The 26076-nt window shown below is 68.1% G+C and carries 30 protein-coding genes and 1 tRNA gene; 27 read left to right on the forward strand and 4 right to left on the reverse strand.

Annotated features, from left to right (window positions below):
- The first annotated feature begins 149 nt into the window (after positions 1–149).
- The 25 genes from GD627_RS15605 to csrA all read left to right on the forward strand — a co-directional run bounded on the left by GD627_RS15605 (position 150) and on the right by csrA (position 20531).
- Positions 150–491 (forward strand): flagellar basal body rod protein FlgB, encoded by a 342-nt coding sequence (locus GD627_RS15605; RefSeq protein WP_152273294.1) that lies wholly within the window; start codon positions 150–152, stop codon positions 489–491.
- Positions 491–883, forward strand: coding sequence for a flagellar basal body rod protein FlgC (gene flgC / locus GD627_RS15610; RefSeq protein WP_146364179.1), 393 nt, complete (start codon positions 491–493; stop codon positions 881–883). The genes GD627_RS15605 and flgC overlap by 1 nt, the downstream gene beginning before the upstream one ends.
- Positions 883–1188, forward strand: coding sequence for a flagellar hook-basal body complex protein FliE (gene fliE, locus GD627_RS15615; RefSeq protein WP_152273295.1), 306 nt, complete (start codon positions 883–885; stop codon positions 1186–1188). The genes flgC and fliE overlap by 1 nt, the downstream gene beginning before the upstream one ends.
- A complete protein-coding gene (fliF, locus tag GD627_RS15620; RefSeq protein ID WP_152273296.1) occupies positions 1188–2783 on the forward strand; it encodes a flagellar basal-body MS-ring/collar protein FliF in 1596 nt (531 codons plus the stop codon). Before fliE ends, fliF begins: the two co-directional genes overlap by 1 nt.
- A gap of 20 nt (positions 2784–2803) precedes the next feature.
- Positions 2804–3862: a flagellar motor switch protein FliG gene (fliG, locus tag GD627_RS15625; RefSeq protein ID WP_152273344.1), complete on the forward strand. Its 1059-nt coding sequence runs from the start codon at positions 2804–2806 to the stop codon at positions 3860–3862.
- Positions 3852–4463 carry a FliH/SctL family protein gene (locus GD627_RS15630; RefSeq protein WP_152273297.1) on the forward strand — a complete coding sequence of 204 codons (612 nt, stop codon included), beginning with the start codon at positions 3852–3854 and terminating at the stop codon, positions 4461–4463. Before fliG ends, GD627_RS15630 begins: the two co-directional genes overlap by 11 nt.
- Positions 4460–5791 carry a FliI/YscN family ATPase gene (locus GD627_RS15635; RefSeq protein ID WP_152273298.1) on the forward strand — a complete coding sequence of 444 codons (1332 nt, stop codon included), beginning with the start codon at positions 4460–4462 and terminating at the stop codon, positions 5789–5791. The genes GD627_RS15630 and GD627_RS15635 overlap by 4 nt, the downstream gene beginning before the upstream one ends.
- A complete protein-coding gene (locus GD627_RS15640; protein WP_152273299.1) occupies positions 5791–6225 on the forward strand; it encodes a flagellar export protein FliJ in 435 nt (144 codons plus the stop codon). Before GD627_RS15635 ends, GD627_RS15640 begins: the two co-directional genes overlap by 1 nt.
- Positions 6222–6914 (forward strand): C40 family peptidase, encoded by a 693-nt coding sequence (locus tag GD627_RS15645; protein ID WP_152273300.1) that lies wholly within the window; start codon positions 6222–6224, stop codon positions 6912–6914. Before GD627_RS15640 ends, GD627_RS15645 begins: the two co-directional genes overlap by 4 nt.
- Positions 6911–8155, forward strand: a complete 1245-nt coding sequence (locus GD627_RS15650; RefSeq protein ID WP_152273301.1) for a flagellar hook-length control protein FliK — start codon at positions 6911–6913, stop codon at positions 8153–8155. Before GD627_RS15645 ends, GD627_RS15650 begins: the two co-directional genes overlap by 4 nt.
- 14 nt (positions 8156–8169) lie before the next feature.
- Positions 8170–8613: a flagellar hook capping FlgD N-terminal domain-containing protein gene (locus GD627_RS15655; protein ID WP_152273302.1), complete on the forward strand. Its 444-nt coding sequence runs from the start codon at positions 8170–8172 to the stop codon at positions 8611–8613.
- 39 nt (positions 8614–8652) lie between these two features.
- Positions 8653–9819, forward strand: coding sequence for a flagellar hook protein FlgE (locus GD627_RS15660; RefSeq protein ID WP_152273303.1), 1167 nt, complete (start codon positions 8653–8655; stop codon positions 9817–9819).
- Between the two features lie 182 nt (positions 9820–10001).
- Positions 10002–10313, forward strand: coding sequence for a flagellar FlbD family protein (locus GD627_RS15665; protein WP_152273304.1), 312 nt, complete (start codon positions 10002–10004; stop codon positions 10311–10313).
- Complete coding sequence (locus tag GD627_RS15670) at positions 10313–11116, forward strand: motility protein A (RefSeq protein WP_152273305.1); 804 nt, start codon at positions 10313–10315, stop codon at positions 11114–11116. Before GD627_RS15665 ends, GD627_RS15670 begins: the two co-directional genes overlap by 1 nt.
- Positions 11113–11934: an OmpA/MotB family protein gene (locus GD627_RS15675; protein ID WP_152273306.1), complete on the forward strand. Its 822-nt coding sequence runs from the start codon at positions 11113–11115 to the stop codon at positions 11932–11934. The genes GD627_RS15670 and GD627_RS15675 overlap by 4 nt, the downstream gene beginning before the upstream one ends.
- A gap of 93 nt (positions 11935–12027) precedes the next feature.
- Positions 12028–12897 (forward strand): flagellar motor switch protein FliM, encoded by an 870-nt coding sequence (locus GD627_RS15680; RefSeq protein ID WP_246165560.1) that lies wholly within the window; start codon positions 12028–12030, stop codon positions 12895–12897.
- Positions 12898–12900: 3 nt separating this feature from the next.
- Positions 12901–13602, forward strand: a complete 702-nt coding sequence (gene fliN, locus GD627_RS15685; RefSeq protein WP_152273307.1) for a flagellar motor switch protein FliN — start codon at positions 12901–12903, stop codon at positions 13600–13602.
- A complete protein-coding gene (gene fliO / locus GD627_RS15690) occupies positions 13602–14111 on the forward strand; it encodes a flagellar biosynthetic protein FliO (protein WP_152273308.1) in 510 nt (169 codons plus the stop codon). Before fliN ends, fliO begins: the two co-directional genes overlap by 1 nt.
- Positions 14108–14962 carry a flagellar type III secretion system pore protein FliP gene (gene fliP, locus GD627_RS15695; RefSeq protein ID WP_246165561.1) on the forward strand — a complete coding sequence of 285 codons (855 nt, stop codon included), beginning with the start codon at positions 14108–14110 and terminating at the stop codon, positions 14960–14962. Before fliO ends, fliP begins: the two co-directional genes overlap by 4 nt.
- Entirely contained in the window at positions 14962–15237 is a 276-nt protein-coding gene (gene fliQ, locus GD627_RS15700) for a flagellar biosynthesis protein FliQ (RefSeq protein ID WP_146364208.1), read from the forward strand. The genes fliP and fliQ overlap by 1 nt, the downstream gene beginning before the upstream one ends.
- Positions 15238–15996 (forward strand): flagellar biosynthetic protein FliR, encoded by a 759-nt coding sequence (locus GD627_RS15705; RefSeq protein ID WP_152273309.1) that lies wholly within the window; start codon positions 15238–15240, stop codon positions 15994–15996. It begins immediately after the preceding gene.
- Entirely contained in the window at positions 15997–17121 is a 1125-nt protein-coding gene (locus GD627_RS15710) for an EscU/YscU/HrcU family type III secretion system export apparatus switch protein (protein ID WP_152273310.1), read from the forward strand.
- Positions 17118–19175 carry a flagellar biosynthesis protein FlhA gene (locus GD627_RS15715; protein ID WP_152273311.1) on the forward strand — a complete coding sequence of 686 codons (2058 nt, stop codon included), beginning with the start codon at positions 17118–17120 and terminating at the stop codon, positions 19173–19175. The genes GD627_RS15710 and GD627_RS15715 overlap by 4 nt, the downstream gene beginning before the upstream one ends.
- Entirely contained in the window at positions 19150–20166 is a 1017-nt protein-coding gene (locus tag GD627_RS15720) for a hypothetical protein (RefSeq protein ID WP_152273312.1), read from the forward strand. The genes GD627_RS15715 and GD627_RS15720 overlap by 26 nt, the downstream gene beginning before the upstream one ends.
- 86 nt (positions 20167–20252) lie before the next feature.
- Complete coding sequence (gene csrA / locus GD627_RS15725; protein ID WP_146364218.1) at positions 20253–20531, forward strand: carbon storage regulator CsrA; 279 nt, start codon at positions 20253–20255, stop codon at positions 20529–20531.
- A gap of 344 nt (positions 20532–20875) precedes the next feature.
- On the opposite strand, the gene GD627_RS15730 is transcribed toward csrA, so the two are convergent.
- The 4 genes from GD627_RS15730 to tmk form a co-directional block, all read right to left on the reverse strand.
- A tRNA-Thr gene (locus tag GD627_RS15730) sits at positions 20876–20948 on the reverse strand.
- 89 nt (positions 20949–21037) lie between these two features.
- Complete coding sequence (locus GD627_RS15735) at positions 21038–22615, reverse strand: alpha/beta hydrolase (RefSeq protein WP_152273313.1); 1578 nt, start codon at positions 22613–22615, stop codon at positions 21038–21040.
- 67 nt (positions 22616–22682) lie between these two features.
- Positions 22683–23825, reverse strand: coding sequence for a DNA polymerase III subunit delta' (locus GD627_RS15740; protein ID WP_152273314.1), 1143 nt, complete (start codon positions 23823–23825; stop codon positions 22683–22685).
- Entirely contained in the window at positions 23822–24424 is a 603-nt protein-coding gene (tmk, locus tag GD627_RS15745; protein ID WP_246165571.1) for a dTMP kinase, read from the reverse strand. Before tmk ends, GD627_RS15740 begins: the two co-directional genes overlap by 4 nt.
- Before the next feature lie 117 nt (positions 24425–24541).
- On the opposite strand from tmk, the gene GD627_RS15750 reads away from it, so the two are divergent.
- The gene (locus GD627_RS15750; protein WP_152273315.1) at positions 24542–25687 is read left to right on the forward strand and encodes a trans-sulfuration enzyme family protein; all 1146 of its coding nucleotides are present in this window, start codon (positions 24542–24544) and stop codon (positions 25685–25687) included.
- 18 nt (positions 25688–25705) lie between these two features.
- Positions 25706–26026, forward strand: a complete 321-nt coding sequence (locus GD627_RS15755; protein ID WP_146364300.1) for a DUF2516 family protein — start codon at positions 25706–25708, stop codon at positions 26024–26026.
- Positions 26027–26076: the final 50 nt, after the last annotated feature.

Raw genomic sequence — 26076 nt, forward strand, 5'->3', positions numbered from 1 at the left:
CGTATACCCGGTTAAAACCAAATAATTACTTGGTTATGACTTACGAACCGGAAAACGGTGCCGATAACTCTTTGTAGTGGGCACGGATGGCTCACTTCATAGGCCACGGATCGGCCGCACTGCACCTTTAGCGAGAACTGGGTTCAACCGTGTTCGATTCCGTCTCCTCAATTGCGCTGCAAAGCGCCCTGGACGGCCTTGCCCTCCGCCAGCGGACCATCGCGAACAATATTGCGAATGTGAACACTCCCGGCTATCACGCCCAGCGCGTCACTTTCGAGGACGCCCTCGCCAAATCGGTAAAAGCCGGCAGCGGAGCAGTAGCCGCCACCACCGTGCGTTCCCAGGAACCCACCCGCCTGGACGGCAGCAACGTCAACCTGGACACCGAAACACTGTCCAACATCGACACCGTGCTGCGCTACCAATTCGCCACCCAGGCCGTCGGCGGGGAAGCCAACTCCCTCCGCACCGCAATGAGGACCAACTAATGACTTTTGATGCCATCGGCATCGCCGGCACCGGACTCACCGCCCACCGCAAGTGGCTTGATGCAGTCTCCGACAACCTGGCCAACGCCAACAACGTCTCCAGCACTGACGGTGCCGCCTTCCAGGCCCGCTACATCGTGGCACAGGAGGGCGCCGAAGGCACCGGGGTACAGGTTGCCGGCGTGCAGTACGGCGACGCCGAAGGCCGGGTGGTGTACCAGCCCGACCATGCCCTGGCCGATGCCGAGGGATACGTCCGTTACCCGGACATTGACCTGTCAGAGCAGATGGGCCACCTAATCCTTGCCCAGCGCGGCTATGAAGCCAACGCCGCCGTGGTTGACCGTGCCAAGAGCACCTACGAAGCAGCACTCCAGATTGGACGCTCCTAATGCCCGTTCCCGCCATCGCCGCAGTCAGCGCCACCCTTCCGACGGGTTACGTGGACGCCGCCCGGCCCGCCGCCTCCACGGACGGCTCCTCCTTCGCAACGCAGCTCTCCGGAGCCGTGGACAACGTCACCGAACTGCAGTCCGCCTCCAAAACCCTGGCCGTGCAGGCGGTGACCGGGGACCTGGATGACATCCATGCCGCCACCATCGCCTCCACCCGTGCCTCCGTCACCCTGGAACTGGTTGCCGCCGTCCGGAACAAGGGCGTTGACGCGTTCAACGAGATCATGCGGATGCAGGCCTGATGCCCGGACCCCTGAGCGCAATGACCGGCCGGCTGGGTAAGACGGCAGGCCAGTTCACCCTGGCGCAGAAAACCATCGCCATTATCGGCATCGCCGTGGTGGCACTGGGCATCGCGCTGCTCACCTCCTGGCTGACCAAGCCGGCCTACACCCCGCTGTTTTCCGGCCTGGAGGCCACCGATGCCAACAGCATTGTGGAACAGCTCAAGACCGACGGCGTTCCCTACGAGGTGGCCGACGGCGGCGGAACCATCATGGTTCCGGAGGAATCCGTGTACGACCAGCGGCTCAAGGCCGCCGGCGCCGGCCTGCCCTCCGAATCCAGCGGCGGCTATTCGCTGCTGGACGAAATGGGAGTCACCTCCTCCGAATTCCAGCAATCGGTGACCTACAAGCGGGCCCTCGAAGGCGAAATCGCCAAAACCGTCGGAGCCATCGACGGCGTGAAGAACGCCTCGGTGCAGCTGGCCATTCCGGAAGACACCGTGTTTGTCTCCGAAAAGGCCGATCCCACCGCCTCGGTGTTCGTGGAAACGCAGAACGGCACCACGCTCAGCTCCGACCAGGTGCAGGCCATTGTGCACCTGACCTCGGCCTCCGTTGACGGCATGCAGTCCACCGACGTAGCCGTGATCGATGCCAGCGGCACCGTGCTCTCCGCCGTCGGCGTCGGCGCCACCGGATCCGCGGACAAACAGGCCACCGACTATGAACAGCGGATCACCGCCTCGGTGCAGACCATGCTGGACCGGGTGGTCGGCCCCGGCAACGCCACCGTCGCCGTCGCCGCGGACATGAACTACGAATCCGCCAACCGGGTGGAGGAATCCTTCACCGCACCGCAGGACACCCCCGCACTCAACGAATCCAGCAGCACCGAGGAATACACCGGCGGTGCCGGCGGAGCCGCAGGCATCCTGGGATCGGACAACATTGCCGCGCCCGCCGGAACCAGCGAGGACGGCACCTTCCGGTCCGAGAACAGCACCAAGAACAACGCGGTGAACAAGGTGACGGAAACCCGGGAGATCCCGGCCGGTTCCCTCAACCGCCAGACCGTCTCCGTGGCACTGAACACCAATGCCGCCGCCGGTCTGAACGTCGCGGACCTGGAGGCCCTCGTGGCCAGCGCCGCCGGCATCAACGCCGCACGCGGCGATGAAATCACCGTGGAAATGGTCTCCTTCAACGCGGACGGCGCCACCAGCGCCCGGGACGCCCTGGCCGATGCGCAGGCGGCGGAAGACGCCGAACGCCGCGCCGAGATGCTCCGGATGGGCATCATCGTGGCAGGTATTGTCCTGGTCCTCATCCTGGCCCTCATCGCCTACGCCATGCGCTCCCGCCGGCAGAACCGCGAAGCCATCGACATCGGTGAACTGCCGGAGCTGGACCCGCTGGCGCCGCCCACCGCGCTGGCCATGCTTCCCGAGCCGGCCGCTGAGCCCCTGGACACGGCATCGATGCAGATTGTCGCCGCCGCCGCGGCCACCGAGCATGACCGCAAGCGCGCGGAACTCGATGCCCTCGCCGCCCAGGATCCGGTCCGCACCGCGGACTACCTGCGCAACATGATGGACGAGAGCCGGGTATGACCGAACTCGCCACCACAGCTATGCCGGCCGCCCCGTCCCGCAGGACCGGGCCGCGCCACCAGCAGGGGGGACCCGCCGAGCTCACCGGTGTCCAGAAGGCCGCAGTGGTCCTGATGCAGCTGGAAACCTCGCGTGCCGCCGTCGTGATGCAGCAGTTCACCGAGGCCGAGGCGCAGACCATTGCCGCGGAAATTGTCCGGCTCAAACGGATTGACCCGGCGATTGCCGAGGAGACCCTCAACGAGTTCTATGAGATGACCGCCCAGGTCGGCAGCCGCGCCCTCGGCGGGCGGGACCGTGCCATGGGCCTGCTCCAGGCGTCCTTCGGCATTGAACGTGCCTCGGGCGTCATGGAACGCCTCGGGTCCTCGCCGGCGGGACGGTCCTTCGAGTTCCTGGAAAGCGCCGAACCGGGCCAGGTCATTTCGCTCCTCGACGGGGAACTCCCGCAGACCATCGCCCTGGTCCTGGCGCACATGCGCCCCCAGCGCGCCTCCGCCGTCCTCACGGGCCTGAACGCCCAGCTGCGGACCGACGTCGCGCAGGCCATTGCCACCATGGCCCGCGCCACCCCGGAAGCGGTGCGCGTGGTGGCCGAAACACTCAAATCCCGGGCCGCCGCGCTCGGTGCGTCCCGTGAAGCCTCGGACACCATCGGCGGCATCCAGCCGCTGGTGGACATCATCAACCGCGCCGACGCCGGCACCGAACGGGCCCTGCTGGAGGCCCTGGAGGAACGCGACCCGGATCTGGCCGAAGAAGTGCGTTCACGCATGCTGACCTTCGCGGACCTGGTCAAGCTCGAACGCCGGGACGTGCAGCTGGTGCTGCGCGGCATTGACGTGGGCACGCTGGCCCTGGCCCTGAAGGGTGCCACCGAGGCGCTTCTGGAGACCATCCGGTCCAACGTGTCCGAACGCAACCGGATCCTCCTGGACGACGAAATCAAGGCGGCGGGCCCGGCCCGGCTGTCGCAGGTCGAAGAAGCACGCGCCAACATTGTCCGCGCCATCCGGGAAATGGAGGCGCAGGGGATCATCGAGGTGCACCGGGCGGACGAGGAGGAATATGTCTACTGACCAGCAGGCGTTCTCCCGCCTGGTCTACACGGCACTGGGCGCCACGGACGAAGCCCACCTCAACGCGCAGGTGGAGGCACGCGGGCACGCTGCCGGCTATGCCGCCGGCCTCCGCGCCGCCGCCGCGGACACCGAAGTGCTGCGCCGCACCCTGCGGGAGCAGCACGACGACGGCATGCGCCGCGGGCAGGAACGCATCGACCGCAGCCTCGCCGCCCTGAATTCGGCGGTCTTCAGCCTCGAAGGATCCACCGTGGCGCTGATCACCGACATGCAGGATGTCCTGGCAGCGGCCTCCCTCGAGCTGGCCGAAGCCCTGCTGGGCCGGGAACTGGCCGACGGCGATACGTCCGCCCGGGCGGCGCTGACCCGCGCCCTCGAAGGCGTGGACACGGAACTCGTCCAGCGCGTGCGGATGCATCCGGTGGATCTCGCGTCCCTGGACGAGGACACGCTGCGCCGTGCCCGGGTGGAATTCGTGGGCGACCCCGGACTGAACCGCGGGGACGCCGTCACCGAGTTTCCGGACGGCTACCTGGACGCCTCGCTGGGCTCCGCCATCCAACGTGCCCGCGAGGCACTGCTGGGGGAGGACGCATGACCGCCACCACATGGCGGCCCCGCGCCGAAGGTTTTGCCGCCGCCCTCCGTTCCGCCGCACCGCAGCGGGTGGGACGGGTGTCCTCCGTGCTGGGCCTGAGTGTGGAAATCACCGGCCTGGACTGCGGTGTAGGCGACCTGGTGTCCATCGGGCACCCCGGCGCCGAGGTGGATGCCGAAGTCGTGGCCGCCACGAAGGAAGGCATCCGCTGCATGCCGTTCGGCCGGCTCACCGGACTCACCGCAGGAACCCCGGCCCGGTCCAAGGGCACCCCGCTGCTCGTCCCCACCGGCACCGGGCTGTTCGGCCGGGTGCTGGACGGCCTGGGCCGGCCCATCGACGGCAAGGGCCCGCTGCAGATCGAGGCCCTGGTGCCGCTGGACCACGACACTCCCTCCGCCATGCTCCGCGCCCGCATCGACACCCCGCTGCAGCTGGGCGTCCGGGCCATGGACACCCTCACCACCGTGGGACGCGGACAGCGGATGGGCCTGTTCGCCGGCTCCGGCGTCGGCAAGTCCTCCCTGCTGTCCATGATTGCCCGCGGCACGGACGCCGAAGTGTCCGTCATTGCCCTGGTTGGGGAGCGCGGCCGTGAAGTCCGCGAATTCCTCGAAGACGATCTGGGCGCCGAAGGGCTGGCCCGGTCCATCGTGGTGGTCTCGACGTCGGACGAACCGGCCCTGATGCGCCTGCGCGCCGCATTCGTGGCCACCCGCATCGCCGAGTCCTTCCGCGACCGCGGCGCCGATGTCATGCTCATGATGGATTCGCTGACCCGCGTGGCCATGGCGCAGCGCGAAATCGGCCTGTCCGTGGGCGAACCACCGGCCACCCGCGGCTATCCGCCCTCCACCTTCTCCGTGCTCGCGCAGCTGCTCGAGCGGGCCGGCACCGACGAACGCGGATCCGTCACCGGCATGTACACCGTGCTGGTGGACGGCGATGACCACAACGAGCCCATTGCCGACAGTGCCCGGTCCATCCTTGACGGCCACGTGGTCCTGGACCGCAAGCTCGCCGTCTCCGGCCACTTCCCGTCCATCGATGCCCTCGCCTCAATCTCCCGCGTCGCCTCCCGGGTGAACCCGCGCGAACGCAGCGACGCCGCGTCCCTGCTGCGCCGGGTGATGGCTGCCCGGAAGGCCGCGCAGGACCTGCTCGACGTCGGCGCCTACCAGCGCGGCACCAACCCGCTGGTGGACGCGGCCGTGGACAACCAGGACGCCATCAACGCGTTCCTGCAGCAGCGCATGGACGAACAGACCCCGGCGGAAACCGCCTGGGCGCAGCTTCACCAGCTCACCCGGATGCTGGGGGTCTCCTGATGCCCCGCGCCTTTCCCCTGGCCGGCCTGCTCCGGCTGCGCCAGCTGCAGCAGGAGAAGGCCGCCGGCGAACTCGCGGCAGCCAACCTCCGGATGCGGGAAACCCGCGAGGCCCGTGCCGGGATGTACAACGCCCTCGAAACGTCCTTCAGCGAGCCGGTGGACGCCACCACAATGAACGCCATTGCCGCGGCCCGCTCCTCCTCGCGCAGCATGCTCGCGGACCTGTTCGCACTGGACACCCGCTACGCGGCGGAACTGGAAACGGCCCGGACCGGGTTTACCGCCGCCCGGGCCCGCTCCGTGGGGCTGGAAAAGCTCGAAGGCAAGTTCGCCGAGGCCGAGGCCGCCGAGGACCTGCGCGCCGAACAGACTATTTTGGACGAACTCGCCGGCACCGTCTGGCACCGCCGGCAGAAGGAAGCCAACACATGAGCATGACGAACGCCCTGGGGCGGATCGAGGAAATCCGGAGCACGCTGAGCCAGCTCTCCGGCGCCGCCGCTGCGAAACCGGCAACCGCCTCCGTGGCAGCTGCTTCAGGAACGGATGCGGACTTCGCCTCCACCCTGTCCTCCCTGACCGCTGCGGCTTCCGCCGCGCCGACGGGTGCTGCAGGAGTAACCGGCGGCGCGGCTGCCGGAACCGCAGCGGACGGCAAAGTGCTCGACGCCGTCCAGAAATATCTGGGACTGCCCTACATCTGGGGCGGCAATGACCCCGCACAGGGCCTGGACTGCTCCTCCTTTGTGCAGAACGTCTACAAGGACCTCGGCTACACGCTGCCGCGCGTCACCTGGGACCAGATGAACTCCGGAACCCAGGTGGCCTCCCTGGCCGAGGCGCAGCCAGGGGACCTGATGTTCAGCCACGAGGGCGGACACGTGTCCATCTACCTCGGCAACGGCAAGGCGGTGGATGCCCCGCAGCCGGGCCAGACCATCGAGATCCGCGATATGTGGGAAACCGACGCCAACCTCACCACCATCCGGCGGATCCTGCCGACCGAAAGCGCGGGTGCTTCCGGCGTCGGTGCTGCCGGCGCTTCCGCCGCCGCCGGTCTCTCGGACCTGGTCGCTTCCGCCCGCGCGGCACAGGCCGCAATGATGGGTTCGGCAGCATGAGCGTCTCCGCCGGCCTGAGCCGTGCGGCTGCCCCGGTTCCTGCTTCCCGGACCGCTGCTTCGGGGTCCGCCGTGCCCGGGTTCGGTGCGGATTCCTTCGGGAGCTCGCTGCAGGACGCCCTTGCCGCGAACGTCTCCGGAGCTCCCGGAGCTCCCGGAGCTCCCGGCGCTCCGGGTGCTTCGCGCTCCGGGAAACCGGGGGCGGAGCAGAACGACGGCGGTCGGATGCCGCAGGTCGGCTCGAAGCCCGTCAATGCTCTCGCCGCGGGCACGGGAGACGGCACCGGCGACGGCTCGCCCGACGACGCTCCGGGTGCTGCTGAAGGCACGTCCGACACCGTTGTGCCGCTGCAGCCCGGGCCCGGCATGCCCCCGTCCGTGGTTGTCTCCATGATGCTTCCGGCCGTTCCGGCCACCCCCGCAGGCATCCCGGGTTCCGGAGCGACGGGAGCGGATGCGGCAGCCAGCACATTAGGGACCGTTGAGGGGGACACTGCCGAGTCCGGGACGGTTCCGCACGCAGCGGCTCCCGCTGCCTCACCGGCTTCCGGATCCGCCGCCGCAGCTCCAGCTTTCAGTGCGCTCAACGGGGCCGTGTCGGGCACCGCCGGAGACCTGGCCGCTCCGGCTCCTGCCGGCGACTCCGCAGCCCCGGCCCCGGCCGGAGCAGCGGCTGAGTCCGCCTCCGGATCAGCGCCGGTCCTTCCCGCGCTGCCGCCGCTGCCGGTTGTCGCCGGTCCGGCGGCACTGCCCGCCGCACCACCTTCAGCTTCCGCTCCGGCAGCCCCCGTGCCGGCCGCCCCCGCGCTCCTGCCCCAGGTGTCGCAGCCGCTGTTCTCCCTCGCGGCAGCTTCGCAGGGTGAGCACGTGATGACGCTGAGGGTCACTCCGGACACCCTCGGCCCGGTCACCGTGCGTGCCCATGTGGGTGCCGACGGGGTGCGGATTGAACTCTTCGCCCCCTCCGACACCGGCCGTGAGGCCCTGCGCGCCCTGATGACGGATCTGCGCCGTGACCTGTCCGGCTCCGGAATGACCGCCACCCTTTCCCTTTCCAACCAGGACACTCCGGATCGGGGAATGGGCCGGGGAATGGATCAGGGGATGGACCACCGTGACGGAGCGGACCGGAACCGGTCCGCGGCCACCCCGCCGGACCCCGGCCGTCCACCGGCGGACCCCCCACGCACTTACCGTCCCGGATTCCCGGCGTCGGCGTCGACCATTGATCTTTTGGCCTAGAAAAGGAGACCCCCGTGCCCGTAGAAGCAGTAGCGGCATCCGGCGGTATCGCCACCGCGGCGACCGCCCGTGCGCCGAAACAAACCATGGACAGTGAGGTCTTCATGCATCTGCTGGTCACCCAGCTTCGCAACCAGGACCCGAGCTCGCCCATGGACACCAACGAGATGATCGCCCAGACCACCCAGCTGGCGTCCATGGAACAGCTCACCGCCATGGCGAAGACGGATGAAGAGAACTTCTCCCTGCAGATGCGCATCGCCGCCGCGGCCCTGATCGGCCAGAGCGTCACGTACACCAACGCCGAGGGCGTGTCCGTCACCGGAACCGCCAAATCGGTTTCCTACGCTGGCGGCGTCCCGACCGTGAACATCAACGGCGAGGACGTCCTGCTGGACCAGGTCTCCGGCGTCGTCGACGCCCAGGCCGACGAAACCCCCGACGCCCCTTCCGCCTAACCCTTCCTCCCGGCACCACCACAGCTGAAAGGCGCCACCATGCTTCGCTCCCTTTACTCCGGTATCTCCGGCCTCCGCTCACACCAGACCATGCTGGATGTCACCGGCAACAACATCGCCAACGTCAACACGGCGGGCTATAAGGCCACTGCGGTGCAGTTCCAGGACACCCTGTCCCAGCTGACCCAGGGCGCCACCGCCCCGCGTGCCGCCAACGGCGGCTCCAACCCGGCGCAGGTGGGGCTGGGCGTGCTGGTTTCGGGCATCAGCACCAACTTCAGCCAGGGATCGGCGCAGGCCACCGGCCGGGCCGAGGACCTGATGCTCAGCGGCGAGGGCTTCTTCGTCACCCGCCAGGGCAACACCTCCACCTACACCCGTTCCGGTGCGTTCAACCTCGACGGCAACGGCCGCCTGGTCGCCGCCGACGGCAGCATTGTCCAGGGCTGGACCGCCAACGGCGACGGTGCCATCAATACCGGCGGCGCCTTAGGCAACATTGTCTTCCCGGACGGCGCCGTCGCCCCGGCCGCAGCCACCAATGCCGCCACCATGGCCGGAAACCTGCCCGGCGAGACCCTCGCCGGAGGCACGGTGGTACGTGACATGAATGTCTACGATGCGGATGGCGCGGCCTCGGTGGTTCCCCTGACCTTCACGCGCACCGAGGGCGGCTGGAGCGTCAGCGCCCCGAACGCGGCCCCGGTGAACCTGGCCTTCGCCAACGGCGCCCAGCCCGCTGCCAATGCCGGCACCATCACCGTAGGCGGCGTGGCCGTGAACCTCACCGGACTGACCAGCTACGCCGGGGTTAGCACGGCTTCGGTCACCGCCAACGGCCGCAGCGCGGGCACGCTGGAATCCTTCTCCATCGGCAAGGACGGCACCCTGACCGGTACCTTCACCAACGGTGCCCAGCAGGCCCTGGCCCGCATCGCCGTCGCCACCTTCGCCAACACCTCCGGGCTGGAAAAGGCCGGCAACTCCGGCTACACCGCCACCGTGAACTCCGGCGATCCGGTCATCAGCGGGGCCGGCGAGGCCGGTGCCGGAGGCATCACCAGCGGCATGCTGGAAATGTCCAATGTGGACCTGTCCCAGGAATTCACCAACCTGATCGTGGCCCAGCGCGGTTTCCAGGCCAACGCCCGCATCATCACCACCTCGGATGAAGTGCTGCAGGAACTCACCAACCTCAAGCGCTAACCCCTCTTCCGCGCACTCGGCGGGCTCCTCCTGCAGAATCTTCAGGCGGAGCCCGCCGCGTCGTCTAGGGACCTGCCGGACCGCCGCGCCGGACGCCGGTGTTTCCTAACGACGGCGCTGCAGCGGCCGAAAGTAAGAGTGAGGGCCCACGGGAGCCCTGCCGAACCAGCCTGGACGGGGCAATGATTGTTCTAACGCGTCTCAACGATGCCCAATTTGCGATCAATCCGGACCTGATCGAACGGATCCACGAGAATCCGGACACCACCCTGGTGATGGTCGACGGCGCCAAGTACATCGTGACCGAGAGCCTGTCCGAAGTCATCGCGCGGATTGCCGCCTACCGGGCCCTGGTGATCTCCATGGCCCGTGACATCCCTCCGCGCGGTCCCGGACGCCCCCTGGAACTGGTTCCCGACGCTTTTCCGGCAACCCCCGCCGCGGATGAAGCATCCGCCCGCAAGACCGTGCCCCAACGCCTTAGGAACGACTAATGGATCCAGCAACAATTATCGGCTTAGTCCTCGCCTTCGGGTCGCTGTACGCCATGATCACCCTCGAAGGAGCCCACGTTTCGGCGCTCCTGCTGCCGGCCCCCATGATCCTCGTGTTCGGCGCCACCATCGCCGTGGGACTGGCCGGCGGCACCCTGAAGGACTTCATCTTCTCCTTCAAGTCCCTGCCCCGGGCCTTCACGGGCAAGACGCCCCGCCCCCAGGAGACCATTGACAAGGTGGTGCTGCTGGCGGAAAAGGCCCGCAGCGAAGGCCTCCTCGCCCTGGAACAGGACGCCGCGGAAGCGGAGGATCCCTTCCTGCGCACGGCCCTGCAGAACATCGCCGACGGCACCGACAGCGAGGAGCTGCGGGTGCTGCTCGAAGACGAAATCGCCAGCAAGGCCGCCACGGACAAGGTCCCGGTGAAGTTCTTCAACGGCCTCGGCGGCTACGCACCCACCATCGGCATCATCGGCACCGTCGTTTCCCTGACCCACGTCCTGGAGAACCTCTCCACCCCGGACCATCTGGGACCCATGATCGCCACCGCCTTCGTGGCCACCCTCTGGGGCCTGCTCTCGGCGAACTTCATCTGGCTGCCCATCAGTACCCGGCTCAAGCGGCTGGCGGACCTGGAAGCGGAGGATCTGAACCTGCTGATGGAAGGCGTCCTGGCCCTGCAGGCCGGCAGCCAGCCGCGCCTGCTCGGAGAGCGGCTGCGGGCCATGGTTCCCGCCCACAGCCTGGGCGGCAAAGCAGACAAGGACGACGCCGCGGATAAGGTCCAGGCCGCAGCGTGAGCACCCGGCGCCGGCGTCCCAAACAGCAGGAGGAGGACGACCACCCCGACGAACGCTGGATGGCGTCCTACATGGACATGGTGACCGTGCTGATGTGCATGTTCATTGTGCTTTTTGCCATGTCCACGGTGGATGCGGAGAAGTTCGCCCAGCTGAAGGAATCGCTGGCCACCGGCTTCGGTGCTGCGGAAACCCAGACCGTGGATACCGCCGTCGGCGTCGTTGTTCCTCCGGACATGGTCGATGACAAGGAAACCCTTGAACCCGAGGCGTCCCTGGCGGCGCTGGCGGCCCAGGAAGTGGAGGACCTGACGGAACTGCGGGACGCCATTTACGCCGGGCTGCAGGAAAAGGGCCTGGAGGACTCGGTCCGGTTTGAAATAGACGAGCGGGGCCTGACCATCCGGCTGGTCAGCTCCGACATGTTCTTCGACCCGGACATGGCGGACCTCACGGCGGAGGCCGTGCAGGTGCTGGACACCGTGGGGCCCGCCCTGGCTCCCACCACCTATGAGGTGTCCGTGGAGGGCCACACCGCCCAGGTGCGGCAGTTCGCGGATAACGCCCTGGACTGGGAGCTGTCCTCCGCCCGGTCGGTGAACGTCCTGCGGTACCTGGTCTCCAACGGGAAAGTGACCCAGGAACGCGTCAAGGCAGTGGGCTACGGGGAAGCGCGTCCGCTGACGCCGGGGAAGACCCCGGAGGAGCTGGCCCGCAACCGGCGGGTGGACATTGTGGTGCTCTCCGGACAGCGCGAGGACGTGCGTTCGCTCCTGCCCGCCATTGCCGCCGAACAGGCGGATGACCCGGCGTCCTGACACGCCGAGGCGGCCGGGGCCGAGCTGCTAACTTCCCGGCGGCCGGTGCCGATAGTTGCTCTTGTGACGGTCCAAGATTCACTTTCCTTAGTTGTGCCCCAAGATGCCAAGCCCGTAGTGGCGTACGATTTCAGCCGCCCGACCACCCTCGCCCGTGAACATACCCGGGTGCTGGAGATGGCCTTCGAAACCTTTGCCCGGCAGTGGGGCACGCAGCTCACGGCCAAGGTCCGGGTTCTCTCCCAGGTAACCCGGGAAGACGTCCAGGTGCTGAGCTATGACGAATACTCCGGGTCCCTGCCGGACAACACCTGCATGGTGCTGTTTGACGTGGCCGGAATTCCGGCCAAAGCCGTCATCCAGTTCCCCATTTCAGCGGCGCTGACCTGGGTGGGGCACATGCTCGGCGGCACCGGCGCCCAGTCGGCCCCGGAGCGGAAATTCACCCATATCGAACAGGCCCTGCTGGACAGAATCATGGATGACGCCGTGGAGGACCTGCACTATTCCCTCGGGCACCTGATGCCGGAACCGCTGAGCCTGGCATCCATCCACTACAACTCCCAGTTCGCGCAGGCGGCAGCCGCCCGGGACGCCATGATCGTTGCCAATTTTGAAATGCTGGTGGGGGAGAGCGCCGCAGCCGCCACCATCGCCATCCCGGCCGCCGCCATCCTTCCCCGTCTGGACCCGCTGGGCGCCCAGTCCAGCACCGCGCCGCCGGCGGAACTGGTCAGGAGGCAGGTGGCACACGTGCCCGTCAAGGTCTGCCTGCAGCTGGAACCCATCACGGTCCTGCCCGCCATGGTGCTCAATCTCGCCGTCGGCGACGTCCTGAACCTGGGACACCCCCGCCACCGCCCGCTGAACGTCACCGTTGACGGTCAGACGCTGGCACAGGCAGCAGTAGGAGCCAGCGGGTCACGCCTTGCCGGCAGCATCGTCAGTATCGAGGAGAAGTAACCCATGTCCAGCCCCCACAGCCTGCACGCAGACGCCGTTTCCGCACTTGTGCGCGGCCTGCCCACGCCCCTTGTCCTGGAACCCATCCCGCACAACGGCGCGGGAGTGCCGGCGTCGCACGCCGCCACTGCAGTCACCGCGTCCTTCGTGGGCACCGAATCGGCGGACCTCGCCCTGGTCCTGGACAGCTCCACACCGCTGGCCGACGTCGCGGGCACGGATTCGGCGCTCGTCTCGGCGGCCGATGTGCTGCGCCCCTCGCTCGAAGCTGCCAGCGCCACGCTGGGTGTCGGTGTGCTCGGCGAAGCCCGCACCGAGGACGCCTCCGCCCTCTTCTCGGATCCGGACAGCGTCGTCTTTGAACTGCGCTCCCCGGAGGGCACCGCCGGGTGGTTCGCCATCCGGCTGCGCGACACCCCGGGTGCCACCGGCGCGGACACGGACCCCTCGATCATCGGCAAAATGGGCCGCATCAACAACATCGAGATGGCGCTGACCGTGGAGATCGGGCACACCCGCATGTCCGTGCGCGACGTGCTGAACCTGGAGCCCGGCCGCGTGGTGGAGCTTGACCGCTCCGCCGGTGCGCCCGCCGACATCCTGCTGAACGGACGGTTGATCGCCAACGGCGAAGTGGTGGTCATCGACCAGGATTACGCGGTGCGGATCACCAAGATCCTGGACGTGGTCGAGGGGCTCAATTAGTGGACACCCTGTTCCTGGGTCTCCGCGTCCTGGTTTCACTCGGCGCCGTGCTGGCACTCCTGTGGTTCCTGCAGCGCCGGTTTAGCCGCGCCAACGGATCCGCCGGCGCGAACGCCGCCGTCCGGGTGATCAGCCGCCAGCCGCTGACTCCCAAAACCTCCCTGGTGATAGTGGAGACCGACGGCAAGCACCTCCTGCTCGGGGTGGCCGAAGGATCGGTCAACCTGCTGCACACCATGGGCCTCCCGGCGGCGCCGGCATCCGACGCCGGGTTCGCCGCGTCGCTGAAAACGGCGGAAACCGCCGATGCCTATCAGCCGTCCGCCGGCACCGCGGGTCCCTATCCCGCGTCCTACGCCGGGCCGTCGCCGCGCCGCACCGCACGGGGTGCCCATGCCCTGCCGTCCGCCCCACCTGTGCCGGAAAAATCCGCGCTGGCCGGCTCCATCCTGGCCCCCGAAACCTGGCGCCAGGCCGGTGCCGCGCTGCGCGGGGGACGCAAAGGGTGAGCGCCGCCGTCGACGTACGCCGGGCCCGCCACGGCCTTGCACTGGCCGCCGTTCTGCTTTTCGCCATAGCTGCGCTGCTGCTGCTGGGCGCAGCCGCCGGGCACGCCACCACCTTTGATCCGCCGGCTCCGTCCGCACCCGCGGCCCCTTCCGCTCCCGCCGCGCCCGACGGCGACGGCGGCGGCCTGAGCATCGACATCAACGGCCAGGACGGCGGGTCCTCCACCGCGGTGACCACCCTGATCGGCATCACCCTGCTTTCCGTGGCGCCGTCGCTGCTGCTGATGCTGAGCTCCTTCACCAAGATCTTCGTGGTGCTGGCCATGACGCGGAACGCCCTGTCGCTGCCGTCGATCCCGCCCAACCAGGTCCTGGCCGGGCTGGCCCTGTTCCTCTCGCTGTTCATCATGGCGCCGGTCATCAGCGAAATTAACTCCCTCGCCGTGCAGCCCTACCTCAACGGCGACATCAATTTCGACGCAGCCCTCGACACCGGCACCGGCCCGCTGCAGCAGTTCATGCTCGCCCACACCCGCGAAGAGGACATTGCCCTGATGACCCGCGCGGCCGGGCAGGAGAACCCGGAAACCCCCGAGTCCGTTCCGCTGACCACGCTGATTCCGGCGTTCATGATCTCGGAGCTGCGCGCGGCGTTCATTATCGGGTTCGTCATTTTCGTGCCGTTCCTGGTCATCGACCTGGTGGTCTCCGCGGCGCTGATGTCCATGGGCATGATGATGCTTCCGCCGGTGATGATCTCCCTGCCGTTCAAGATCCTGCTGTTCATCCTCGTGGACGGTTGGGGACTGATCATCACCTCCCTGGTCAACAGCTATCAGGGCGGCACCTAGTGGATACAAGCGCCGTCCTGGACATCGCCATGCAGGGACTGTGGGTCGCGGCCAAGCTCTCCGCCCCGGTGCTGATCACGGCACTGGTGGTGGGGTTCGGCATCTCGCTGCTGCAGTCCATCACCCAGATCCAGGAAGTGACCCTTTCCTTCGTGCCCAAGGCCCTCGCCGTGGCCGTCGCCCTGCTGGTCTGCGGACACTGGATGATTTCGGAAATAGTGTCCTTCACCCACGAGATGTTCGCCAGGATCCCGTCCCTGCTCGGCGGAGGCTAGATGGAGATCACCCTTGACCAGGACTGGATTGAGGCGTTCCTGCTGGCGTCGGTGCGGATGGTGGCCTTTCTGATCATCGCCCCGCCGTTCTCCTACAACGCGTTCCCGGCCCGGATCAAGGCCATGCTCGGGCTGGGCCTGGGCCTGGCGATCGCCCCGCAGGTGAGCGAGGGATACAACGCCCTGGGCACCGGGGCGTTCTTCATGGCCGTCGTGATGGAACTGCTGGTGGGCGCCGCCCTGGGGTTCCTGGTGATGGTGGTGTTCTCCGCCGTGCAGTCCGCCGGCAACCTGATTGATACCTTCGGCGGCTTCCAGCTGGCCCAGGCCTTCGACCCGCAGTCCATGGTCAACGGCGCCCAGTTCACGCGCATCTTCCAGGTCACCGCCCTGGCCCTGCTTTTCGCCTCGGACGGCTACCAGCTGATCATCGGCGGGCTGATGCGCAGCTTCACGGCACTGCCGCTGACCGGCGGGCTGGACCTGGCGGAACCGGTCTCCGCACTGACCGGGGCTGTGTCGCAGATGTTCCTGGCCTCGGTGCAGATTGCCGGTCCGCTCCTGGTGGTCCTGTTCCTGGCCGATGCCGGGCTGGGCCTGCTCACCCGGGTGGCCCCTGCATTGAACGCCTTCGCCCTCGGCTTCCCGCTGAAGATCCTGCTCACCCTGTCCCTGGCCTCCATGGTTTTCCTGGCCCTGCCGCGCATCGTATCCGCGCTGGTCTCCGCCATCGAAGGCGCGCTGGCGGGGGTGGGATAGATGCCGGAACAGCCAACCGGAGAACGGACCGAGCAGGCCACCGACAAACGGATGAAGGAAGTCCGGTCCAAGGGCCAGCTCTCCCGGTCTGAGGACCTGACCGCCTGGGTGGGCGTAGGGGCGGCCGCTTTGATGATGCCGCTGACCATTTCCCGCGGCGCGGAAGCCACCGGAGAGATCCTGGCGGGCGTCGCCACCACCATCGCGGCTCCCGATCCGGAACTGGCCCTGACCCAGATGTACGAGGGGCTCGGCACACTGGGCTTCATCCTGGGCCCGCTGCTGGGAGTGGTTGCCGCCGCCGTGCTGCTCACCGCCGCCGTCCAGGGCGGAATCCACCTGAAGAAATTCAAGGGCAAGTTCGAACAGTTCAACCTGCTCGCCGGCGTCAAACGCGTTTTCGGTACGCAGGCCCTGTGGAACGGAGCCAAATCCCTGCTCAAGACGGCCGTGGTGGGCCTGGTCCTGTACGCCGTGATCCAGCAGCTGATGCCGGTGCTCATGTCCGCCGGCGGGCTGCCGGTCTCGGCCGTCCTGGAAGCGGCTTCGGGCGGCACCGCGTCCCTGCTGCAGGCCGCCGTCGCCGCCGGCCTGATCCTCGCCGCGGCGGACATCTTCGTGGTGATGAAACGCAACCGCAAACGCACCCGCATGACCAAAAAGGAAGTCAAGGACGAAAACAAGAACAGCGACGGCGACCCGATGGTCAAGTCCCAGCGCCGGTCCCGGCAGCTGGCCATGAGCCGGAACCGGATGATCGCCGCCGTGGCGGATTCCGACGTCGTCCTCGTCAACCCCACGCACGTGGCCGTGGCCCTCAAATACGAGCCGGGCAAATCCGCGCCGCGGGTCGTGGCCAAGGGTGCGGACAACATTGCCGCCCGCATCCGCGAGGAAGCCGAAAAGCAGGGCGTCCCCATGGTCTCCGACATTCCGCTGGCCCGTGCCCTGCACAGCGCCTGCGAGCTCAACGAGGAAATTCCCGTGGAACTCTACAACGCCGTCGCCCGCGTCCTGGCCTTTGTCATGGCCCTGAAGCGGCGCGGCGCCGCACAGGGCGTCCACACCATGGCGCCCGCGCCGCCCGATACCCGAACCCCACAACACCGTAAGGCCGCGTCGTGAACCGCAACCGCAACCTCCTGAAACTCGCCGTCCCCGTGGGCGTCATCGGCATCATCCTGCTGCTGGTGGTGCCCATCCCCGCGGCGCTGCTGGACATCCTGATCATCATCAACATCCTGCTGGCCCTGGTGATCCTGCTGACCACCATGTTTGTGCGCAAGCCGCTGGACTTCTCGGTGTTCCCGTCCCTGCTGCTGGTGGCCACCCTGTTCCGGCTCGGCCTGAACGTGGCCTCCACCCGCCTGGTGCTGGGGGAGGGGTACGCCGGGCAGGTGATTGAAGCGTTCGGGCACGTGGCCGTGGGCGGTTCGCTGATCATCGGCGCGGTGATCTTCCTGATCCTGGTGGTCATCCAGTTTGTGGTGGTCACCAAGGGTGCCGAACGCGTGGCCGAAGTCGGGGCACGGTTCACGCTAGACGCCATGCCGGGCAAGCAGATGGCCATCGACGCCGATCTCAACGCCGGGCTCATCACCGATACCCAGGCGCGGGAACGCCGGGCCGAGGTTTCCGCCGAGGCGGATTTCTACGGAGCCATGGACGGTGCGTCGAAATTCGTCAAGGGTGACGCCATTGCCGGGCTGATCATCATCATCATCAACCTCATCGGCGGCATCGCCATCGGCATGCTCCAGCGGAGCATGTCCGTCGGCGAATCGGTCAGCACCTACAGCCTGCTGACCATCGGCGACGGCCTGGTCACCCAGATCCCGGCCCTGTTGATGGCCGTCTCCACCGGCATGATCGTCACCCGGTCCAACGCCGAGGCGGACATGGGCTCCACGGCCGGCGCGCAGCTGGGCCAGTCCCGGAACGCCCTGATGATCGCCGGCGGAGCTGCCATTGTCATGGCCCTCATTCCGGGCATGCCGAAACTCCCGTTCATCGTCATCGGTGCGCTGCTGATCTTCATCTCGCAGCGGATCAAAACGAAGGAAGCATCCGACCAGGCGGACAAGGACCTGGCACAGGCGGCCCTGGACTCACCGCCCGTCTCCGAGACCACCGAGGACCTGATCGAACAGATGCGTGTCCACGCCCTGGAGATCCTGCTGGCCCCGGACCTGGTGGATATTGTCACCGGCGGCTCCGATGACCTCCTGGCCCGGGTACGGTCGCTGCGCCGCAAGATCGCCATGGACCTTGGCATTGTGGTGCCCCCGGTCCGCACCCGCGACAGCGTGGACCTGCCCGCCTCCACCTACGTCATCCGGATCGCCGGCGTGGAGGCCGGGCGGGGGGATGCCCCGGCCGGCAGGATCCTGGCACTGGGCGACTATCTGGACGGGCTGCCCGGCACCGCCACCGTGGAACCGGTGTTCGGCCTGGCGGGCAAATGGGTTCCGGCGGAAATGCAGCACGCCGCGGAAATGTCCGGAGCCACCGTGATTGACCGGGTTTCCGTCCTGGTGACGCATCTTTCCGCGGTCATCACGGCCAACGCCGCCCGGCTGCTCACCCGGGAGGACGTCCGGGTGCTGACCGAGGGGGTGAAGCTGGTGAACCCTTCCGCCGTGGAGGAACTGATCCCCAACGTGCTCTCGCTGGCCGAAGTGCAGCGGGTGCTGCAGGGGTTGCTGGCGGAGCAGATCCCCATCAATGACCTGCCGCGGATCTACGAGTCGCTGCTGCTGCGCGCCAAGGTCTCCCCGGACCCGGAGGGACTGATTGAAACCGCCAGGACCGCTCTCGGCCCGGCGCTGGCTGCCCAGTACATTGCCGACGGCGTCCTGCGCGTGATCATGATCGACCCGGCACTGGAACAGTCCATGCTCGAAGCCCTGCGGCCCTCGGACCAGGGCAGCCAGATCCTGCTTGACCCGGCTCGCCTGGAAACCGTGCTGGCCTCGCTGAAGACCGCCGTGGCCGGTGCCGAAAACGCCGGCTACAACGCGGTGCTGGTCTGCGCTCCGGCGCTGCGCCCGGCGATCCGGCGGCTGGTTTCGGCGCAGACCGGCGGCCTGCCGGTGCTGTCCTACTCCGAAGCCACAGCAGGTAATGTCGGTATCGAGACTGTAGGGGTGGTGCGTGGAACCGAGACGATTTCAGCTTGAGGGGCCGTCGCTTGACGTCCTGAAGGCCCAGGTATTGGCCGAACACGGCCCCCGGGCGCGGATTATCGCCGCGGAGAAGGTGACCGTCGGCGGGATCGGCGGGTTCCTGTCCCGCCAGCACTACGAGGTGACCGTGGAGCTGCCGCCCAGCGGCCGGCGTCGTGCCCCGGTGGAAGCGGACCTGCCCGCCCGGACCGTGCCCGGCAAAGCCGGAATTTCTGCCCTGCTTGAAGAAGCGGAACGGGCCGAATCCACCCTGCACCCGACCGCGCCCCCGGCTCCGGTTTTTCCGGATTTTCCGGCGGCGCCTGCCGTCTCCACCGGCTCCCACGCGTTCGCCGAGCTGATGGACGCCCTCGCCGCGAACACCGGAACCCCGGCGGAGACCCAGGCAACGGGTGCCCCTGCCCCCGCTCCCGGCCCGCAGCCGGACCCCGCGTCTGCGGGCTGGATTCACCAACGCCTGGAACCGGCCCAGCGCCACGGAGTGCCTGCGGCTCCCGTACCGCTGGACGGTGCCGGAGACCTGGTGATGGTGGTTGGCCTGGGCGATGACGCCCTGGAAGTGTGCCGGTCCATGGCTGAGCTATCCGGCGCGGGGGCGGCAGCCGTCCGCGTGGCCGGCGTCCTGGAAACCGACGGCCAGGGCCGGGCCGGGGACCGGCGTGCGGTGGCCACCGCACGGGCTGCCGGCGTCATGGCGGACCACAGCATCTTCCTCGCCTACGGGCTGGGGCGCTCCGGGACCGGGATGGGCCGGCATTCGGCACTGATTTCCGCGCTGGCTGCCGACCAGGTCTGGGTCGCGGTGGACGCCGGGCGGAAACCGGAAGACACCGCCGCCTGGGTGGCTGCGGTGCGTTCCGCGGCAGAGGTGGATGCCGTTGCCGTCGAAGGCATCGACACCACCGGGACACCGCAGTCCGTCAACGCACTGGGCCTGCCGATCGGCTGGCTCGACGGCGGCCCCTCGCCCGTGCCGGTGCTCTGACATCTGTGCCGCGCGGCAGCGCACAGTCCGCTCACGGCGCCGTGACAGCTCGTGGGATCGGCACCGGTGTGGGGTAGAGTGGGCGGATGCTGGTGCTTACACGCAAGTCCGGGGAGCAGATCCTGATCGGGGATGACATTGTCATTACCGTCCTGGACTCACGCGGAGACGGCGTGCGCATCGGCATCGATGCTCCCCGGGGCGTCAAAATCCAGCGCCAGGAGGTGCTGCGGGCAGTGGAAGAGGCCAATGTGGCCGCCAGTGCCGCGGCGCCGGACGCCGAAGAGCGCATCAAGGCGCTGCTCGCGGGCAGGATGCTTCCGCCCGAAACGGATCCGCCCGTCACCGGACCGCCTGCTTCGTAGCCGGAGCCGGCCATCACCTTTTACGTGCTGAGTGTTTTATCCTCGGCAATCCCCGCCTCTGAGGCGTTCCCCGGACAGCAGGAACCCCCGCCCTTTCTTGGGGAAAACGGCGGGGGTTCCTGGTCTGTTGCCCGGGGACGGCCGGGCGTATCAAGGAGCCGGCGGCTGAGACATGCTGTATTTCGCCGCGACTGCCACGACACTATGGGTGCGGACAGCAGAAAACCCTAAAGATCTGCGCAAGACGGTCACAAAATCTGCGCAGCTTTTCCGCAAGACGCCGGCGCCTCCGGTTTGACCCAGCAACAGAAAACCCCCGGCACAAAATGCCGGGGGTTTGTCTGAGCCTCCTGCCAGAATCGAACTGGCGACCTTCTCATTACGAGTGAGACGCTCTACCAACTGAGCTAAGGAGGCGGGCTTCACCTGTCCGTTACCGGGCAGAATCCACAAGGAACTACTTTATACGTCCCCGGGGCGCGGGTCAAAATGGCGGCCGTGCCGGCTCAGCAGACCGTGTTGTCCTCCGGCACGGTTCCGTCCACGAAGTAGTTGTCCACCACGTCCTCGATGCACCGGCTGCCGCGCCCGTAGGCGGTGTGGCCTTCGCCCTCCCATGTCACCAGGACTGCGGACTCCAGCTCGGCCGCCAGGGCCTGGGACCACTCGTACGGGGTGGCGGGATCGCCGGTGGTGCCGATGACCAGCATGTCTGCCGCACCGGCCGCCTTGATGGCGTGCGGTGCGTTCACGGGAGCGTACGGCCAGGCCTCGCAGGTGATCCCGCCGTAAGCCAGGTACCTGCCGATGGTCGGGGAAGCCGCCTGGAGGTCCCGGGCGTCCGCTGCCATCTCCGCGTCGTCGCTGACCATGGGGTAGTCCAGGCAGTTGACGGCGTTGAAGGCCTCGGTGCTGTTGGACTGGTACGTGCCGTCCTGTGCACGGTCGGCGCTGAGGTCCGCCAGGCGGAGCATGAGGGTCGGATCGCCTTCCATTGCAGGTTTTAGTGCCTGCGAGAGGACGGGCCAGTTCCTGTCGTCGTACAGGGGAACAATGAAGCCGCTCACGAAGGTGGACACGGTGACTACGCGCCCGTCCGCCGCCGTCATCGGACTTGCCTCGACGGAGGCCAGCAGCGCCTGGAGCGTTTCCACGCCCTCGTCGGCGCTGCCCTCGAGCGGGCAGTTGCTGCCCGTCACGCAGTCCTCCACATAGGCGCGGATGGCCTTCTCGAAGGCCGCGGCCTGCCCGAGCGTGACTTCCTCATTGGTGGACGCCGGGTCAAGGGCGCCGTCGAGCACCAGCCGTCCCGTCTTTTCCGGGAAAAGCTCGGCGTATGTGGCGCCGAGGTAGGTGCCGTAGGAGAAGCCGAGGTAGTTCAGCTTCTCGTCGCCCACAACGGCGCGCAGGATGTCCATGTCACGGGCCGCGCTGGCGGTATCGACAAAGCCGAGAAGTTCGCCGGTCTCCGCCGCGCAGGCATCCGCGAATTCCTTCGCGCTGATCCGGGAGGCGGCCAGCCCCTCGGGGGTGCCCGGATCGAAGTACTCGGCCCGGGCCTCGTCCATTTCCTCATCATCCAGGCACCGGACCGGGGTGGACCGCCCGACGCCGCGCGGATCAAACCCGAGGATGTTGTAGTTCTCCCGCAGCCGGTCACTCGTGACGTCTTCGAGATACTTGCTGACGTGGTCGTAACCCGATCCGCCGGGACCGCCGGGATTGATCAGGATGGTGCCTTGGGCGTCCTTGTCCGATTCGGCCAGGATGGCCGCCAGTTCCACTGTTCCGGCGTCCGGATCCGCATAGTCCATCGGAACGGTGATGGTGGCGCAGCGGAAGTCCCCGTTACATTCCGTCCACGTGACTTCCTGGCCGTAGAACTCCTGCAGCTCCTCGGGCACGTCGCCGATCACGTTGGCCGGCGCGGTGGTGGAGACGTTCCCGCCCCCGGTCCCGGCGGCGTCCGGCCCGGGATCAGGCCCGGGATCCGGAGTGCAGGCGGCGGAAGCTGCCAGCAGCACCACCGAAGCGGCGGCGGCGGCCAGCCGCGTAAAACGGCGGCGGGCGGTGGCAGTGCTCATTCTTGCTCCTGGAACGGCTGGGGACGCGGGCCGGCCGGGCTGGCGGGACGCGGCGGATAAATGGACATTACAGCAGGCTCACTGCCATCGCTTCGATGGCCAGCAGGGGTGCGACGTTGGTGGTCACCAGCCGGCGGCGCACGGTGTTGATTTCCTCCATGCGCATCAGGGTCTGTTCCGGAGAGCCGTAGGCAGCGAATTCCTCCAGCTCGCGGCGCAGCCCCTCGTTCACCAGCGGGCCGCCGCCGCCCAGCTGGATCATCAGCACATCCCGGTAAAAGGAGAGCAGGTCCGTGAGGGCCCGGTCGAAATAGTCGTTCTTGGACCGCTTGGCCCGGCGGACCTGGTCTTCCTCGAGCCGTTTCACCTGGCTGCGCAGCGACGGCGGCAGGGTGCCGGTGGCGGGTGCGCCCAGCGAGGCGAGGAGTGCTTCCTTTTCGGCGGCGTCGCGCTGTTCAAAGGAACTGGCGGCCTCCGCTTCGGCCAGGGCCACGAGATCCGCGGCGGCCTTCATCGCCCCGGAGACATTCCGCAGCGCCAACGGCAGCCGCACGATGCTTTGGCGGCGCTGCCGTGCCCCTTCGTCGGTGGCCAGGCGCTTGGCGACGCCGATGTGGCTCTGCGCGGCCCGGGCGGCCTCCAGGGCCACGTCCGGGTCGATGTTGTCGCGCCGGATCAGCAGTTCCGCCACGTCCTCCACCGGCGGCAGCCGCAGCCCCACAGGCCGGCACCGGGAGCGGATGGTGACGAGGACGTCGCCCGGGCTGGGGGCGCAGAGCAGCCAGATGGTCCGCGGCGGGGGCTCTTCAATGGCTTTGAGCAGCACGTTGGTGCTGCGCTCCTGCATCCGGTCCGCGTCTTCCACAATGAGAACCCGCCAGCGGCCGGTGGAGGGCTTGTCCTGTGCCTTCCGGACCAGCTCGCGGGCCTCGTCGATGCTGATGGTGACCTTTTCCGTGGTGACGGAGGTGACGTCGGCGTGGGAGCCGGCCAGGACGGTCCGGCAGGCCTTGCACTCGCCGCAGCCGCGCAGGGCCGGGTCCTGCTGCTCGCACACCAGCGCCGCGGCGAAGGCGCGGGCGGCATTGGAGCGGCCCGAGCCGGGCGGGCCGGTGAACAGCCAGGCGTGGTTGGGTCGGGCTTCGGCTGCCCCGCGGCGCAGCTGCTCCACGATGGGGTCCTGCCCCTGCAGATCGTCCCAGACACTCACGGCAGCAGCTCTTCCACGCGGCGCCGAATGGCGGCGGCGAGTTCGTCCACCGGGCGGCCGGCGTCCAGCACCAGGTACCGGTCCGGAGCCGTCTGTGCCGCTTCGAGGAATGCCAGGCGGATCTGCTGGTGGAAGGTGTCCGGCTCGGATTCCAGCCGGTCTTCGGCAGCCCGGCCGGCCGTCCGGCGGTCCCGTCCGCGCTCGGGGTCGACGTCGAGCAGGATGGTGAGGTCCGGCTGCAGGCCGCCGGTGGCCCATTCGTTCAGGGTGCGGACCGTCTCGGTGCCCAGCTGCCGGCCGGCACCCTGATAGGCAATGGAACTGTCCACGTAACGGTCACAGACCACCACGGTTCCGGCGGCGAGCGCCGGCTCGATGACCTGCTGGACGTGCGCGGCGCGGGAAGCCGCGAAAATCAGTGCCTCCGTGCGCGCATCGATTTCGCCGTTGCCGTGTTCAAGGACCAGGGTGCGCAGCGCCTCACCCACCGGCGTGCCGCCGGGCTCTCGGGTGCGCAGGACCGTTCGGCCGGTCTCCTGCAGGGCGGCGTCCAGCCGCTGCGCCTGGGTGGATTTACCGGCGCCGTCTCCGCCCTCCATGGCAATAAACAGGCCGCGGGTTCCGGGGAGAATAGAGTTGCTCACCCGCCTAGCCTACCTAGTCCGGCTGGGAGAGCCGCCGGATGCTGCGGACCATGCCGGGCTAGGCTGATTGCTATGAGCCACACCTCCCCGAACGGACCCGCTGTTTCGCCCGATACCCTCGTTGTCTCCGCAGGCCGACCGGTCCGCGGGCACGATGCGCCGGTGAATCCGCCGATCGTGCTGTCCTCCACGTACTTCGGCACCGGAACACCCGTTCCCGGGGAGCGCGGCTACGGGCGGTACTCCAACCCCACCTGGGATCCCTTTGAACAGGCGCTCGCCGGGCTTGAGGGGGCAGACCTGCCGGCCCTGGTGTTCGGTTCCGGGCTGGCGGCCGTCACCGCCGCACTGTCCCTGGTGCCCGCGGGCGGGGTGGTTGTCATGCCGCGGCACAGCTACCAGGGGTCGCTGCTGCTTGCCGCGGAGGAAGCGGCCAACGGCCGGTTCTCCGTGCGGACGGTCGATATCGCGGACACCGGGGAAGTGATCGCGCAGCTCGACGGCGCGTCCATGCTCTGGGTGGAGAGCCCCACCAACCCCATGCTCGAGGTCGCGGACATCGCGGTGCTGGCGACGGCGGCGCACGCCGCCGGCGCCCTGGTGGTTGCCGACAACACGTTTTCCACGCCGCTGGTGACCCGCCCCCTGGACCTCGGGGCCGACGTCGTCGTCCACTCGGTGACAAAGTACCTGGCCGGGCATTCCGACGTCGTGCTGGGCGCGGCCGTGACCTCGGACCCGGACCTGCGTGAGCGCCTGCTCCGGCACCGGTCCCTGCACGGGGCCGTGGCGGGACCGTTCGAGGTGTGGCTGGCACTGCGCGGCCTGCGCACCCTGGCCCTGCGGATGGAGCGCTCGCAGGCCACCGCCCTGGAACTCGCCCGCCGGCTGCAGGCGCTGGAGCAGGTGGAACGCGTCCGCTACCCGGGCCTGCCGGAGGACCCGGGGCATCTGCGGGCCGCGGCGCAGATGTCCGGGTTCGGGGCCATTGTCTGCATTGAGGTGGCCGGAGGTGCCGCCGCGGCGGAGAAGGTGGCCGAAGCCGTGGAACTGTGGCTGCCGGCCACCTCGCTCGGCGGGGTGGAGTCGCTGATTGAACGACGACGCCGGCAGCCGGGGGAGCCGCACACGGTTCCGGAGGGGCTGCTGCGGCTTTCCGTCGGAATCGAAAATGCTGAGGACCTCTGGAGGGACCTACAGCAGGCACTTACACGGTAGGCTAGCGCTGTGGCCCTAATGATCATGATCCAGTACTACCTTTACCTCGCGCTCGGCCTCGTGGCGCTGGGCATTGAACTCTGGGCGCTTTTCGACTGCGCCCGGCGCAAGCCCGCAGTTTTCGAGCGCGCCTCGAAGCGGACCAAGGGATTCTGGCTGGGACTGACCGGCGGAGCCGCAGCGGTTGGCGTGCTCTCCGCAGTGGTGCCGTCGCTGAGCCTGATCCTGTTCCAGTTGGCCGCCGTTATTGCCGCCTGCGTCTACCTGGCCGATGTGAAGCCCGCCATCGGCACCTCCCGGGGACGCGGCAGCAACCAGGGCCCCTACGGACCCTGGTAGTCCTTCCTCCGGTTTTGATCCGCCCCGGAAGGTGCCCCGAGAGGGGTTCC

The organism is Arthrobacter yangruifuii (assembly GCF_009192775.1).
GTDB lineage: Bacteria > Actinomycetota > Actinomycetes > Actinomycetales > Micrococcaceae > Arthrobacter_B > Arthrobacter_B yangruifuii.

What these genes read in the sequence shown, in the direction of transcription:
- fliG (WP_152273344.1), top strand. Translation starts at nt 2,804, where the DNA reads ATGCCGGCCGCCCCGTCCCGCAGGACCGGGCCGCGCCACCAGCAGGGG.
- csrA (WP_146364218.1), top strand. Translation starts at nt 20,253, where the DNA reads ATGCTGGTGCTTACACGCAAGTCCGGGGAGCAGATCCTGATCGGGGAT.
- GD627_RS15755 (WP_146364300.1), top strand. Translation starts at nt 25,706, where the DNA reads ATGATCATGATCCAGTACTACCTTTACCTCGCGCTCGGCCTCGTGGCG.
- fliN (WP_152273307.1), top strand. Translation starts at nt 12,901, where the DNA reads ATGTCCAGCCCCCACAGCCTGCACGCAGACGCCGTTTCCGCACTTGTG.
- GD627_RS15705 (WP_152273309.1), top strand. Translation starts at nt 15,238, where the DNA reads ATGGAGATCACCCTTGACCAGGACTGGATTGAGGCGTTCCTGCTGGCG.
- GD627_RS15630 (WP_152273297.1), top strand. Translation starts at nt 3,852, where the DNA reads ATGTCTACTGACCAGCAGGCGTTCTCCCGCCTGGTCTACACGGCACTG.
- GD627_RS15640 (WP_152273299.1), top strand. Translation starts at nt 5,791, where the DNA reads ATGCCCCGCGCCTTTCCCCTGGCCGGCCTGCTCCGGCTGCGCCAGCTG.
- GD627_RS15735 (WP_152273313.1), bottom strand. Translation starts at nt 22,615, where the DNA reads ATGAGCACTGCCACCGCCCGCCGCCGTTTTACGCGGCTGGCCGCCGCC.
- GD627_RS15670 (WP_152273305.1), top strand. Translation starts at nt 10,313, where the DNA reads ATGGATCCAGCAACAATTATCGGCTTAGTCCTCGCCTTCGGGTCGCTG.
- flgC (WP_146364179.1), top strand. Translation starts at nt 491, where the DNA reads ATGACTTTTGATGCCATCGGCATCGCCGGCACCGGACTCACCGCCCAC.
- fliF (WP_152273296.1), top strand. Translation starts at nt 1,188, where the DNA reads ATGCCCGGACCCCTGAGCGCAATGACCGGCCGGCTGGGTAAGACGGCA.
- tmk (WP_246165571.1), bottom strand. Translation starts at nt 24,424, where the DNA reads ATGGAGGGCGGAGACGGCGCCGGTAAATCCACCCAGGCGCAGCGGCTG.
- GD627_RS15645 (WP_152273300.1), top strand. Translation starts at nt 6,222, where the DNA reads ATGAGCATGACGAACGCCCTGGGGCGGATCGAGGAAATCCGGAGCACG.
- GD627_RS15660 (WP_152273303.1), top strand. Translation starts at nt 8,653, where the DNA reads ATGCTTCGCTCCCTTTACTCCGGTATCTCCGGCCTCCGCTCACACCAG.
- GD627_RS15710 (WP_152273310.1), top strand. Translation starts at nt 15,997, where the DNA reads ATGCCGGAACAGCCAACCGGAGAACGGACCGAGCAGGCCACCGACAAA.
- GD627_RS15635 (WP_152273298.1), top strand. Translation starts at nt 4,460, where the DNA reads ATGACCGCCACCACATGGCGGCCCCGCGCCGAAGGTTTTGCCGCCGCC.
- GD627_RS15750 (WP_152273315.1), top strand. Translation starts at nt 24,542, where the DNA reads ATGAGCCACACCTCCCCGAACGGACCCGCTGTTTCGCCCGATACCCTC.
- fliE (WP_152273295.1), top strand. Translation starts at nt 883, where the DNA reads ATGCCCGTTCCCGCCATCGCCGCAGTCAGCGCCACCCTTCCGACGGGT.
- GD627_RS15665 (WP_152273304.1), top strand. Translation starts at nt 10,002, where the DNA reads ATGATTGTTCTAACGCGTCTCAACGATGCCCAATTTGCGATCAATCCG.
- GD627_RS15650 (WP_152273301.1), top strand. Translation starts at nt 6,911, where the DNA reads ATGAGCGTCTCCGCCGGCCTGAGCCGTGCGGCTGCCCCGGTTCCTGCT.